Origin of the sequence: Halostagnicola kamekurae, assembly GCF_900116205.1 — an archaeon.
GTDB classification, from domain to species: domain Archaea; phylum Halobacteriota; class Halobacteria; order Halobacteriales; family Natrialbaceae; genus Halostagnicola; species Halostagnicola kamekurae.
This window is the reverse complement of record NZ_FOZS01000012.1, coordinates 18,436-32,502: the sequence shown is the minus strand read 5'-3', so window position 1 is coordinate 32,502 and position 14,067 is coordinate 18,436. Positions and strand designations below refer to the sequence as shown.

Annotated in this window: 4 protein-coding genes; all 4 read right to left on the bottom strand. The window is 60.0% G+C overall.

What is annotated here, in order from left to right; translation table 11 throughout:
* Nucleotides 1–506 precede the first annotated feature (506 nt).
* From BM348_RS22555 to BM348_RS20285, 4 genes are read right to left on the bottom strand one after another with little or no spacing between them, the layout of a single operon-like run.
* A complete protein-coding gene (locus BM348_RS22555; protein ID WP_394328122.1) occupies nucleotides 507–2,480 on the bottom strand; it encodes a phospholipase D-like domain-containing protein in 1,974 nt (657 codons plus the stop codon).
* Nucleotides 2,473–7,962: a DEAD/DEAH box helicase gene (locus BM348_RS20295; protein WP_092907903.1), complete on the bottom strand. Its 5,490-nt coding sequence runs from the start codon at nucleotides 7,960–7,962 to the stop codon at nucleotides 2,473–2,475. Before BM348_RS20295 ends, BM348_RS22555 begins: the two co-directional genes overlap by 8 nt.
* Nucleotides 7,959–13,463 (bottom strand): DEAD/DEAH box helicase, encoded by a 5,505-nt coding sequence (locus BM348_RS20290; RefSeq protein WP_092907901.1) that lies wholly within the window; start codon nucleotides 13,461–13,463, stop codon nucleotides 7,959–7,961. The genes BM348_RS20295 and BM348_RS20290 overlap by 4 nt, the downstream gene beginning before the upstream one ends.
* A gap of 2 nt (nucleotides 13,464–13,465) precedes the next feature.
* Nucleotides 13,466–14,062: a hypothetical protein gene (locus BM348_RS20285; protein WP_139231277.1), complete on the bottom strand. Its 597-nt coding sequence runs from the start codon at nucleotides 14,060–14,062 to the stop codon at nucleotides 13,466–13,468.
* Nucleotides 14,063–14,067 lie beyond the last annotated feature (5 nt).

Genomic DNA, 14,067 nt, shown 5'->3' with positions numbered 1-14,067 from the left:
CTGGGACGTCCCTCTAAGAACGTCGCCAAGAGTGTGTACCCCAAGAGATGTTTTGTTGGTTCAATACCGGATACGTAGAGCTCGTCGTCCATTAGGTTCGAGCCAGTTTCAGCGCTCACGGGCTATGAGAGGGTCTGTATACGGTCGTGAAATATCTCGGCTCTGGTGAATCGCCATAGGGCGTTGGGTTGGACCTACATAGTGGCACTGTGAATGAGTCCAATCGTTTCGCCAGCAGAGATTCGGGGGAAACTGAAGCCAGAATTGTCCAAGAGTAGTGCATCGAGCACCTGATATAGAGTTGAAAGTCGCCGGAGTCTAGCGATTCACCAGAGCCAAAGATTTCTTTTTGATTACTCTGCTAATCACCGTTCTATTTCCGATTCCCTCAATTTGGGGCGGTTTTCGAAAAGTATGGAAGTGTCTGGTCCTTCATCAGTTCATACATCCACCCCGAACCATCCAGGATCCTTCGAGGACGGTTGAAGAGAAGTTAGCAAGAACGACTAACTGTAATAACTTGGAATAAACTGCCGTTCAGGAATCTCCTGTAAACGCTCCAGCGAGAGTTGGTCGGCTTCGGCGATGTCCCAGACGACATCGAAGAACTCGGTGGCACTATCGACGAACGCGGACTGCTCAGTGTAGACGCCACACTCGGGGTTCCAGTGATAACTGTTCTCCATGAAGTTCGCCGAGCCGAGCAGTGCGGCACCCTCGTCGGGGGCGCCGATGACGTGGAGTTTGCCGTGAATACCAACCTCGCTAAGGTCGTGGAGGTCTGTGTCGTGAGTGATCTGCTGATGAGTCTTGAAGCGCGAGTAGGTCCGGATACGGACGTTGTCGCGGTTCGATTCGAGTTGCGCGAGCAGGTTGTCCCGGAGACGACGCCACTCCCAGGTCTTTTTCGTATGCCGAGTGAGTAGGCGGAGTTCGAAGCCGTGCTCCAGGAGGCGCCGCAGTTGTGCGGCGTACTCACTGAACGTATCGTCGTCGAACGGCGTCATGATCCGAACAACGCGGTGTTCCAAGTCATCCTCTAGTCCCATACTGAACAGACGGTCAGTCATCGCCGTATACGACCGAAGGCTACTCGGATAATCTTCGTGCCACCGTTGGAGACGCGCACGCTCGCGGCGGAGACCTCGGGAATCGCCGACGTAGTCGTCCATCGTCTCCTCACCAAGGGACTCGGGATCGATCAGCGTGTACACGAAGTACGTCGGCGCAACTTGCCGATCCTGGAGCCGATCGAGGCGATCGACAAGGTTTGAGTCAGTGTATCGTCCCTCGAGTTCGAACTCCGAATCCGAAAGCGATTCGAGTCGTTGTGAGACGGTCGCATGCTGATCCAACAGGTACTCGACGTACTCGTCGTGACGACTCATCCCAGCAACGTCGGATGGAACACACGCTACTTCGATGGTCTCATCCGCGAGTTCGCACTCGAGTCCGGGAACATCGTTTAACACGCGGTAGCAGTCGTATGGTTCAGCGTCGAGGGCGTCGGTGACGTAGTCCGCATCGATCCGGTCGAGGTCGCCGTCAGTGATCGTCGCGACCAGATCCAAGACTGCGTCGACCGACGCAATAGTGGAAGGCAGATCGACATCCTCAGACGTGACTCGAGAAACCTCGTCCGCTCGCTCCGGCACCGAGACATTACTGGTTGCCAAGCGGCGGTATCGCTGGATCAACTGCTCATACTCTACCCGCACCTCGCTTGCCGCCTCAAGAATCGCATTACGGTCGATTGCACGGGGGTACCCCTCTCCGAGCGTCCCGATTACGTTTGCAGTATCGACCTCGCCGTCAGGTTCAGCGTCAAGGAGTTTATCCGTGAGGTCCGCTGCTGTCACGGCGTCGAAATTCATTGCCGATGAGAGCACATGACGGTAGAGCGATGTCCTCGCAATGTCCGTCGAGATCGAGTCGTACGCCTCGAGTGCCGCTTCCGAAGTCGGTTCGGCGATGTCCACGCCAGTCGGATACACAGTCAGAAGTCCGAACGAACCGAGTAGGGGAGTTAAGATGGTTTCCTCCCAATCGTTGCGGAGCAGTCCGTCGTACTCCTTCCTAGGTAGTTCACCGTCGATTACCAGACACTCCCGGAGGAGGCGGCGGGCGCTCCGCCACCTGGCGACGGCGAGTGTTTGCAGGAGAAGTCGGGGCTCGTCGACGCACAGGACGAGCGCGCCGACTTCCGAGATCGTGCCAACATCTGCTGTCGACTCCTTTTCGGCGTCGACGAGTCCAAGGTCAACCAACAGCTGTCTATGCAACGAGACGAGGATTTCGAGTTCACGCTCCTCGTTTGTGGCAGCCAGTTCGACCCGTCGGTACCGGGTGAGAGCGGCCTCTACGGACTGGCCGCGGGCGGTCGCATCAAGGGCGGCGTAGATGCTCTCAGGCGAAACACCCCAGAGCCGAGTCGGATTCTCAATTGCGAGCGTCGCAGCGTCGTCTACGTCTCTACTCATCTGACCCTCCGTCGACGGGCTCAAGTCGGAGTCCTTCCTCAAGGAGGTCGACGAGTTGTTCTTTGGCGAAGGTGTCGGGGTCGTTGTGATTCGTGCAGCCATACTGGTAGAGGCAGAACGGACAACCGCCCTCACAGTCGCAGTCCAACGTCTCGGAGATGATTTCCATCGCCCGCTGGAAGTTCCCATCGATATCGCCATCGGAGCCCCGGGTCAGGAGGACGCTGATGCCGCTTCCACCCTCATCACCATCGTAGACGAACGTACCTTCCTCTTCAATCGTTTCGGGAACTTTCCTGACTCCGACACCGCCAATGTACTGCAGCGCCGCACGGAACCCGTGTACGAGCGTGTGCTCGAGTTCCTCGGAGGACATTTGCAATCGGACGCCAGCAGTCTCGAACTCTGTGGCCAGGCGGATGGCTTTCGAATCACTGACATCGTGTTCGGGGTTTTGCAGGCAGTAAGCGGTGTCGTCGGTGCGCGCAACTACACCAGAACAATTATCGCGGTCACAGAGTTCGAAGACGGTCGGGAGTCCGTCCGAACCGCCGCCTTTGTACGTGGCGAAGAATTGGGTCGACGACGATCGGAGATGAAGGTCCCCGTGCTCCAGCGTCCCGATTTGGTCCCCGCTATCGGTCACAATGCGGAATTGACGGCTCGCAGCGGGTTCGAACGACACTGCTTCATCATCTACGGGTGCGTACGTGTTTTGGATCTCTTCCTGCTGACTTTGGTAGACCGCCGCGGACGTCAACGCGCCTCCGTCTGCTGTGCGATCGATTGGGAGACTGTCCTTGTAGGCCCGAACGCGCCGCGGGACGACGGTCTCGAGTCGCTTCAGGCGCTCACCGCAGTGCTCACAGTGCGAAGCGTCGATATCTTCGATCTCGCCACACCGAGGGCAAACCGCCTCGTCTGGGACGTTCTTCCGGACTTCCTGAGTCATGTGTGAGTCCTCGACGACTTCGGTGACGATGTAGGTCTCGTCGTCGCCGTGGAGATACGCTGCGCCGGGATGGAGTTCCGAGAGCGCTATCTGACGGTCGCGGTCGAGTTCGCCATTGGTCGCCGACTGGAACCCATCGCCGATGAGATCGTAGGTCACACTGGCTGAGACTGATCGAAGACTGAACGCGGCGTCACTGTACCGATTCAGGAACGTCTGGAACTGCATGCTCTCGAGTCGCATCAGGAACTCGTCCAGACGTGTCCGGCGATCCCGAAGTCGATCGAGTTCCTCCCGCTGATCCGTTTCCGACTCGTCGCCTCGCCGCCCGCGTCGCCGGCTTCGGGAGGATCGCCGGAGATCGCTGATGCGGTCCTCCACGCGATCAAGTTCCTCGTAGAGTCCGTCCTCGAACTCGACGTACCGATCGACAATATCCCGCTCGAAACTCTCGAGAGCGTCCGCGATGAGGTCGTCGTACTCATCGAGCAGCGACACCGTCGTGCCGTCACAGTCGTCGGCGGCACAGGGGCCCTCATACCCCGCTTCGTGCTTGCGACCGCAGCGGTCGCAGGGGCTGAATCGCACGATATCGGCAAGATACTCATGCAGGTCGTCGGTGTCCTCTTGGACCACTTCGCGTAACGCCTCTAGGGGCGAGATGGATGCTCCGGGCTGGAGTTGCCCACATCCGTTTGCTAAGAGCGTGCTGAATGTCACGTCTGTACGGGATTTCTCGGCGCAGGAGGTGATTTCGTCGTCCTCTTCGTAGACGAATAGATCATTCATTGCGCTCATCTCGCGGCGCCACGGTATCCACCGTGTCGCCGCTATCGCATCGAGGACCGCCCATGTGAGCGACCGTTGGAGGACCTCACGGTTCACTTCATTCAGTGGCACCGGCTGGGCCTCCGACTGAATGAGTTCTCCTGGCCGCCGGAAGTAGTAGTAGTCGATGGGGTTGCGCTGGCTGACCGAGTGCACGAGCGAGGATCCGGAGTCTCGCCCGGCCCGTCCCACACGCTGGAGATACGAGTTCGTGTTCGGGGGTGTCCCGTACAGCAACAGCGAGTCGAGATCGCCGATGTCCACGCCGACCTCCATCGCGGGCCCTGACGAGAGGAAGTTAGGATGTCGTCCCTCACGGAACTGGTACTCCAGACGGCGCCGATCAGCTCGCTCCGTCTGCCCGAAGTATGAGTCGCTGAGCAACATCATCGGGTCTGAGGAGTCGATACGGTATGCCAGTCGATCAAAGTGAGGATGGGAGAACTCCGACCGTGCGACATAGTCGTCGGTGAACGAGACAAGGTCGGACTCAACGTCGCGGCAGGCCAGTTCGAACGTTGTGTAGAACCTCTCTGCTGCCGGGTCGTACTTGACCGGTGTCGACTCATCGGACAGCGCGATCTCGACGGCATCGGGCGCTAGTGCCACGACGATGTTCCCGTCCGTATCTCGCTTTTCGAGGACACCCTCATCGACCAGTTCTTCGACATGATGGCCCGCACCCTCGATCTCCTCGGCCAGTGTGGAGACGTAGTGCGTGCTCTGGCTGTGAAACTCGGCGAGCAGTTTCTGCTTCGTCTCGTCGAGCGACGAGATGTCGACGTCAAGGCGGATGTCGACCAACCCGTTTTTGGAGAGACGAGGTGTTCGGCGGCGGTTGTTGAACCGACCGGACAGCAGGCGTGCAGCTACCTCGTCGCGGACGTAACGCTCGAGGGACTCGTCGTACGCCGTCAGTCGTCGCTCGAGTGGTGAGCGATGGGCGTCAGCTGATGTCTCCAGCATCTCCTCGTACTTGGAGACGGCCGCCCAGACACGGTCACCGAGTTCTGCGAGCGACGCCCAGTCGTTGTCGGCTTCCCCGAGGGCCTCGACAGTCAACTGACTGAAGAACAGCGACGTCTCTGGGTCCTCAAAGTTCCGAGCCAGTTCCTTCATGTCGCTCTGACTGTCAGCGAACGAGAGCAGTTTGGCCCGCTCGAACGTCTCAGAGTCGTCGGGATCAGCCGACGCCCGAAGCTGGTACTGCGAAGAAGTCACGGCAGTGTTGCCCGGTCCACGGAGCATCGACTCGTAGCGGCGGTGCTTCGAGTACGATTTCCCCTTGTCATAGCAGGGTACGGCCCCCGGGAAGTCAGTCGGTGAGCGAACCGAACCGCGCTCATCGACCATCTTGTAGGTCCTGTATCCCTTCGGCACGGTCTTCATGTCGGGGTCATCGCAGAAGCACTCCCGTCCTGGGAACAGTTCGCGCTCGCAGGACTGACACTGCGAGACGCGATCGAGATCGAACAGCGCGGTGCGGGCGAACCGCCGCTTTCCGCACTCGCAGGTCCGCGGGGCCTCGCCGAGATAGACCGCGTCACAGTCTTCGCCGCTGCACTGCCAGCCAAGGAAGCGCTTGGGTCGCAGGGCGCCGCCGCAGGAGCAGCGTTCCCCAGCAGTGTCGGGGTAGGTCTCGTCGCACTCGTCGCAGTAGAGGGTGTCGTCGACGAGCGGGTGGAGGTCCTCGTGCGAACAGGACTGGCACTCGTGGGTGCCCGTCGCCTCGGTGCGTGCACCGCAGTCGGGGTTGGTACACTCGTAGGCCTTGCGATCATCCGTAAGCACCATCGGTGCTTCGGCGTCGCAGGACGTACACCGCCGCACACGGTCGAGGTTCTGTCGGTCACCACACTCGGAGCACTCGTAGAATGGCCGCCAGAGCGTGCGGATCATGTCCGTCTCGCTCTCGGTCCCCTCGTCGCAGTTGCAGGTCTGGACATCGAAGTACTCGAATCGTCCATCCGAGGACGTCACCGTGAGCGGTTCGAGGCGTTCACAGGCAGGACAGAACCAGGACTCCAAAGCCTCCTCCCCGCAGTGTCGGCAGTAGGAGAATTTCGTCACGAAGTGGTGATCGCACTCCACACACTGGCTCCGGGGGGTGTCGTAGACCGTCCCGCAGTGCAGGCAAGTGTAGTATCCGTCGATGGGCCAAGAGAACAGGTGGACCCGGCTCTCGAGGACGCCCGCTAGCTGACCGATGGCAACGAAGTTCTCTCGGATCGTCGTGGCGACTGATTCCTCGACGTCGAGTTCGGCGGCAATCGTCTCGGTCAGTCCATCGAGTTCCTGCGGATCCTCGTAGAGTTCAGCATACAGCGCCCGAACGAAGTCGAGATCGTCACCCCCACCGTGAAGCAACCGCTCGTAGAGAGCGTCCTCGACCCGGCGAAGCGCGGTTGTCGGTGTCGGGTCGTCGGGTACGTTGACGTTAGTGATCGCAAGCAACCTCTCACCGACTGGGCCCAACTCACTGCCGTCGGCTAGCGCCTGCCCGAACGCTTCGACATCGAGTGCGTCCGAACGGAACGCCTCCGGAACGGTCGTCGGCATCGGCGCGTCGAGCGTTTGCGGATTCTCGGTCACGACCGACGTCTCCGGGTCGGTAAACGGCAGAATTCGGTTGAAGATGGCTCGACGATTCGAAACGGTTGCGCTCGCACCGATCACCTGCAGATCATCGTCCTCGATGGCGTCGTTGTCGAGCAGTTCCTGTCGCGACCGGGCGTAGCGTCGCATCAGCCCGGTGGTGAACGCGCCGAACAGCTCGGAGTACTCGTGAATCTCGTCGAAGACGACGAATCGCGGCTGCTCAACGAACGCCGACTGCTCGTCGGTCTCGTTGACGTTGAACAACCGGTAGTTGACGGTGTCGGGGTTCGTCAGAAGGATGTCGACTTCCTCGGTCACGATCTCGTCGCGGGTAAGACGAATAAAGTCGAGATCGACCTCCGGTGTCCCGGTCGCGTCGTGGTCGACGCGGAACCGCTCGTCCTCGGTCCGCTCGACGGTCAGCGAACCGTCGCAGTGTTCGCAGGGGCACTCGAAGAACTTGTAGGCGGTCTGCAGGTACTCGAACTCCTGCGGGTCGTTCTGGGGCGTGTCACCGTCGAAGATGCCGACCGTGATGCGATCGGTCCCCGTTCGGTTTCGGTTAAGTTCGTAGAGGTACTCGATGAGACGTTTCAGCTGATCCTGTGCGAGCGCCTTTGTTGGATAGGTCAGAATGCACTTGACGCTCTGTGGTGGATGGTTGGGATGGTCGCCAGCTTTTGCCTCACAGATGTACTGGAGGATCGGGACGAGCCAACTCTCGGTCTTTCCTCGGCCGGTCCCCGCGGTCACCAAGGTGTGGTCATCGTTGAGGACCGACCGGATTGTCTCGGCCTGGAATTCATAGAGGTGCTCGAACCCGGCCTCGGTGAACGTACGCACGATATCCTCGTGTAGGTCAACTTTGTCGGCGAAAGACTCCCAGTCGGGGCCCCGTCGCGGGAGGTCCAGCGCCTGGAGGAAGGGGCCTCGTGTCCGCGTGAACGAGGTTACTGCCTCCTCCAGTGGTTCGTCGGCGTCCGTCTCCGCGTACCGGTCGATGACGTCTCGGAGGACCCGAGACTGGCCGGACGCGACGACGTGTTCTGCGTACGCTCGCTTCGTCTGTTCTGCGAGTTCGATCGTGTCGTCTCGTGAGCTCATGTGTCAGTTTGGATGTCTTCGTTCGGTTTAGTTCGCACAATACCTGTGCCGCCGTCAGTTGCTAATACAGCCGTTGAAGCCTGATCGAGGCGTTCGAATAACCCCTCGCGATCGAAGGAACTCCCCCGGTTGTGTGTGTCGCAACCGTACTGGTAGAGGCACAGGGGGCAGCCGTCGTCACAGTCACACTGGAAGTGCTCGCGAAGAAGGGAAATTGCCTGCTCGAAATTCTCCCGTCCGTCGCCGCTCTCGAACAACAGCCCGGTCACCCCGGCACCGCCCTCCTGGGCGTCGAACAGGTCAACGACGCCGTCACCGTGGACGACCTCCGAGAGTTCGCGGATGCTTACACCACCGAGATACTGGAGTGCAACTCGGAACCCATGAACTAACGTGTGCGCCTCGGCAGTGTCATCCAGATCGACGCGAATCCCGTCAGTCTGGTACTCGTAGCCGAGTCGGACCAGTTCGTAGCCAGTGTCGTGTGCAGGGCCGTGGTCTGCGTTCGCGCTGCAGTGCAACTGGTCATCCTCGTCCCGATAGACGACCCCGGGGCAGTCATCGTCGCCACAAAGCATGAACGGTGTCGTCTCGCCGTCCATTTCGCCAGACTTGTACTTCGCACGGAAGCTATCCGTGTGGAGTAATACGTCGATGCTTCCGTACTCGACAGTGCCCAGTTGCTCGCCGTCTTCGCCCGTTAGATCGAAGCATTTGGCCGAGTTGAACTCGAGGACCTCAGTCTTCCGCTCGGCGTAGGTGTTCTGGATCTCGTTTGACTGCTCCCGATACATTGTCCGTGCAGGATTGCCGTCTGCCGACATCAGGAGATCAGACCGGTGGGCCCGCACCGACTCGGGGACGACTAACCGACGCCGCTGGAGGTCCACGTCGCTGCCGCAGTTGCAGGCATCCCCAGGATCCTCATGACTCTCTCCGCAGGCAGGGCAAACGTACTCCTCAGCCAGTCCACTCGCCTGGCTGCGTCGAACGCGCTCGCGAAGTTCTGACGACGCGAACTCGTCGGTCGAGAGTTGGGAGACCACGTATGCGTCGCCGCCGTCGAGGTACGCTGATCCAGGGTGAAGTTCGCTGATCGCCATCCGCATCGACCGCCCGTCGTCTTCGCCGATGCTACGGGTCCAGTAGCCGTCCTCATCCGCGTCGACGAGGCCGACACCAACGTTATTCGTCACGCTCCGCATGTTGAACGCGTAGCGACTCTGGCGCGACTCGCGCAGAAAGTCGAGATATGACATGCGTTCGATCTGGTCCAGTCGTCGTCTGAGCGCTTCTTTCCGGTCGGCGAGCGTGGCACGCTCCTCCGATATGCGTCGTGCCTCCTCGCCGGAACTCGCCCGGCGACGATCACGTTTGAGGTCCCTCCAGCGGCGCTGGACGTTCTCGAGTTCGTCCTCGAGTTCGTGACGGTACTCACCGTAATGGTCAATGAACCGCTCGTCGAACCGCTCGACTGCCTCGTCGATCAAGTGCTCGAACTCCGACAGCGCGTCGTGGAGGTCGCCCGAGCAGTTATCGTCGACGCAGGTCTCGCGGTCGGCGTCGCGGTCGTACTTGCGGTTGCACTCGGCACAGTACTGGTGATCCAACAGTCGCTCGAGATGCTCTCGGATCTCTCGGTCATAGTCGTGGACCACCGTCCCTAGCGCGGCTAGCTTCGAGTTCCGAGACTGTAGCCCGAGTTCCTTCGTCCGTGCCGACATCGCATGGGTCAGTTTTGCGGCATCGTCGTCGGACGAGGGCTGACGATGCTCGAATTCGCCACCGCCACTGACCGATGCGTATTGGCCGCGCCGCTCAACCTCCCACGGGACGACGAAGTTCGCGGCGACGTAATCGAGTACGCCCCACGTCAGCGAGACTCGGAGCACCTCCTCATTGTACTCCTTGAGCGGGACCGGTTGCGGATCAGCGGCCATCAGGTCCGCTGGTTGCTCGTAGTAGTAGTAGTCGATGGGGTTGCGCTGGCTGACCGAATGCACGAGCGAGGATCCGGAGTCTCGTCCGGCGCGACCGATTCGCTGCAGATATGCGTTCATATTCGGCGGCGTGCCGTACAGCAATAGCGCGTCGAGGTCGCCAATATCGACGCCGAGTTCCATCGTTGGCCCTGTCGAGAGAAAGTGGGGCTGGTTCCCTTCGCGGAAGAGGTACTCGAGTTCGCGCCGTTCCTTCTTCTCGGTCATCCCGTGGTAGACCTGTCCAACGAGCATGCGGGGCTGCGAGTATGTCGTCCGGTACGCGCGAGCGGTGAACCGGGGGTGCTCCGAGTCTGCCAGTGCATCGATTGATACACTCGAGGGGACGGCGTCACCGCTTCGTCCACCGAACTGCGCGTCGATGGTCTGCTCGTAGCTGCCGTTCGACGGCCTGTAATACAAGTCATCGCTGTCACCCGCGAGCGTCGCCTCTAGTGCACTCGGATCGAACTCGACGTAGTCGTCGTCCGCCTCGAGCACGTGCCGATCATCGAGGTCGTCCACGATGGCACGAACGTCCGTTGACGTGGCCGGTGGATCGATCTTTTCGATCGAACATCCAGAGCCGTTCTTGACGAGTTCCTGCACAATCCCTTGCTCCTCGGCAGAGAGTTCCGTGCGAACGACCGGATCAAGGCGGACATCGACTAGTCCGTCGTCAGCGAGGGCACCTCCGAACTCCCCGTACCGACCGCTATAGCTGTGGGGATACAGCCGGCGCCGGAGTCGATCCCGGACCGCCTCCTCGGTGTCCATGTGCCGTCTTGAGGCATCGACGAGTTCCTCGGCAATATCGAAGGCTACCCCGCGAACGTCCTGAGGCGGTTTCAGGTCGTTGCCGAGGTCTTCGATCAGTTCCATCGCGCCGTCAAGGACGGTCTCAGCGTCGATCCATGGTTCGTGCCGACGAGTGACCTCGACCAACGTCTGGTCCATCAGCGTCGCCGCTTCGGGCTCTGAGAAGTCACGGTTGACTTCCTTCATGTCGCGGTGGGAGTCCGCAAACGAGAGGAGTTTGGCCGCTTTGTGCCCCTCTTCGTCGGCGACTCGTCGGAGAAGATACTGGCTGGTCGTCACCGCGAGGTTCCCCGGCCCTCGAACGAGTTCGTCGTACCGGCGATCCGTGTTGTAGTTCAGCCCCTGGTGCGTGCAGGGCGCAACACTCGAGAACGAACTCGCCGCTCGCACGCCTCCGTCTGGCTGAACCGTCTGATAGGCCTGGAAGGGTGTCTCTCGCGTCCTGACAGGCCCGTCGCAGTCACAGGTCGGATCTCCCACGGTGCTGGTTTCGCAGGACTCACAGTACGAGTCGGCGAGTACTTCGAACAGTCCCGCGCGTGCAAACGTGTATGACCCGCAAGGGCAGGTGTCAGGTGGATCACCGAAGTACTCTCGGTCGCAGGAGTCTTTCCGACACACCCAGGGGAGTAACCGCGTCTGTGTCAGAGATCGTCCGCAATCGCAGGTTGCCGGCACGGCCCCTTCATGCGATTGCCCACAGCCGGGACAGTCGACGGGACCGTCGCCCGTGACCGGTCGCTGGTCTCCGCCGCAGTCGGGACAGCCGGGGTCATACTCGACGCTCGACTCGCAACCGGGATTTGGACATCGGTACTGGTCCGGTCCGACATGGACGAGATTGGTCGCACACTCGGAGCAGGATCCCCTCGTCGACCGCGTCGTCCGTTCCCTGCAGGACTCACACTCGAGTGTCGGTTGAAAGGTAACCCGAAGCGAGCGTACCTCCTCATCGCGGGCCGCCAGACAGCGCTGACAGTGATGTTCCTCGTCGGTACGGCGTTCACCCTCCTCGATCGGGATGTAGGGATCCAGTTGCTCACACGACGGACAAAACCACGCGACCAACGCCTCGTCGTCGCAGCGGCTACAGTACGTGCTTCGAGTGACGAAACCGTTACTACAGTTCCGACAGGTCTCCTGTGGCGCGGAGTACACCGCCTCACAGGCGGAACAGGCGTAGAAGCCGTCAATTGGCCACGAGAAGAGGTGCGTTCGGTTCTCAAGGAGACCGGAGAACGTCCCGAGGATGGTGAAATTATCCAGCACCCGTTCGGCCTCAGTCTCGGTCAAGTCAAACTCCCCTGCAATCCACTTGAGAAACTCCTCGTAGGTCTGGGGTTCAGAGGAGAGTTCGTCGTGCAGTACTCGGAAAGTGGCAACGACAGGCGACGTGTCCGCGCCCTCGTTGGCGATGGCGTCGAAAAGGTGGTCGCCCAGAAGTTCGAGTAACCGGTCGTCATCGTGTGCTTGCGCGTCGATGTCGAAGTCGATGTCAGCCAGCAACGGTGGAGTTCGCTTCCCGCGTGCGAACGAGAGTAAATCCTCCTCCGCAAGCGTCGACTCCGTGAACGCCGACGGCATGCTTGCCTTCGATGGTGCGTCAAGGGAACGAGACTGCTCGTCGACGTGTTCTACTTTCGTTGCGCCGCTGATCTGCTGGAACAGTTCGACGTCGTTCTCTACGGTCGCACTGCTGGCGATCACCTGAAGGTCGTCGCACCCGCGATCCTCGCGGAGGGCGCGCATTCGCTTGGTTAGCGTGGCGGTATAGCTCCCGAACAACCCGTCATAGGTGTGTACCTCGTCGAACACGAGGAACTCGGGATCGTACACGAAGGTCTCGTGTTCGTCAGGTGCGTTGACGTTCACGAGCTTCATGTTGATCGTATCTGGGTTCGTCAGCAGGATGTCGACGCCCTCAGTAAGGATCGAGTGCTTGGTTAATCGGATAAAATCGAGTGGTACGTCATCCGTGCACTGACGCTTCTCCGGGCGAAGTTCGTAAGACTGCCCGCTGTTGTGGACGTGAACGCCCTGACGACAGTTTCGGCACTTCTCGAGATCCTCATTCGCACCGGGACATTCGGTGTATTTGAATGACGACTCGAGATACCCCTGGGCGTTCGCGCTCATATTCGTTGGCGTATCGCCGTCATAGATCCCAATCGTGATCTGCTGGTTCGTCGGCCACTGCTCATTAATTCGGTAGAGATACTGGACTAATCGCTTGAACTGATCCTGCGCCAGTGCCTTCGTTGGATAGATTAGCGTCGCGGTTGTGCCATCCCCATCGCCGCGACGCTTCTTCTCTAAGATGCGATCAAGGATCGGGATTAGCCATGCTTCAGTCTTCCCTCGACCTGTGGCTGCCGTGACGACGGTGTCGTGGCCGTCACGGATCGATTCGATGCTCCGCTCTTGGAAGTCGTACAGGCGCCGAAACCCCAAATCGTCGAACGTCTTCCTGATGAGTGGATTCAGTCCCACTCGCGAAGCGAACGACCGCCAGGACTCGTCGCTCCAGTTGGGCACGTCGAGCGCCTGGAGGTACGGCCCACGAACGTTTACCAGGCCGTCGGGATCCTCGAGGAGTCGCTCCTGACGGTTCGCAATGCTTCGTGCAGCCGGGCCCGTCCGGCCGACGAAGTGGTTCCGGTAAGCGCTAACGGCCTCTGTGGCGCGATGAGTTGGATTCTCCATTCCTACAGCGTCACCTCGAGTACGTCGCGGAATTCGTCGACGTTCATCAGTTCCTCCACGACGCCACCATCTAGTTTACTAAATGACACTTTCTCCCCCTGTGCGAGCCGTTTCAGGCGATCGATTGTGGCGTCGCTGAGAGCGTACCGGTCCTGCAGTTCGTCCCAACTTACAACACCGTCGTCCCACTTCTTCTCGAGTCCCTGCCATTCTCCCTGCAGTGAGTTGATGTCGGCGGAGTCGTCCCACATACGGTTGTCGACGAACTCCTCAATGTCGTTGAGCAACTGGGACGACTCCCGAGAGTCAGGCATCAACGTCTGAATCCGCCGTGCTGCCCGGATATCGTCCCGCCAAGCGGTCTGAATCTCGTTCAATTCCGTCCGGAGGAGGTTTCGCGCATCGTCGGCCTCTGACTTTGCGGTCTGGACCTTGGCCGTGTACTGTTCGCTTCGGTCCTCGTTGATCAACTTCCAGTAGTCGTCTGCGGTCCGGTCCAGGACCTGACGCGCCTGGTGACGTGCGTCTTTGACCGTTTCAGGCGTGTCACGATCGAAGACCCGCGTGTAGATGTCGTTCAGTCGTTCGACCTCTTCCATTCGAT

Bases quoted from the DNA above. Each gene is read 5' to 3' on its own strand.
- BM348_RS22555 (WP_394328122.1), bottom strand. From the start codon at position 2,480: ATGAGTAGAGACGTAGACGACGCTGCGACGCTCGCAATTGAGAATCCG.
- BM348_RS20295 (WP_092907903.1), bottom strand. From the start codon at position 7,962: ATGAGCTCACGAGACGACACGATCGAACTCGCAGAACAGACGAAGCGA.
- BM348_RS20290 (WP_092907901.1), bottom strand. From the start codon at position 13,463: ATGGAGAATCCAACTCATCGCGCCACAGAGGCCGTTAGCGCTTACCGG.
- BM348_RS20285 (WP_139231277.1), bottom strand. From the start codon at position 14,062: ATGGAAGAGGTCGAACGACTGAACGACATCTACACGCGGGTCTTCGAT.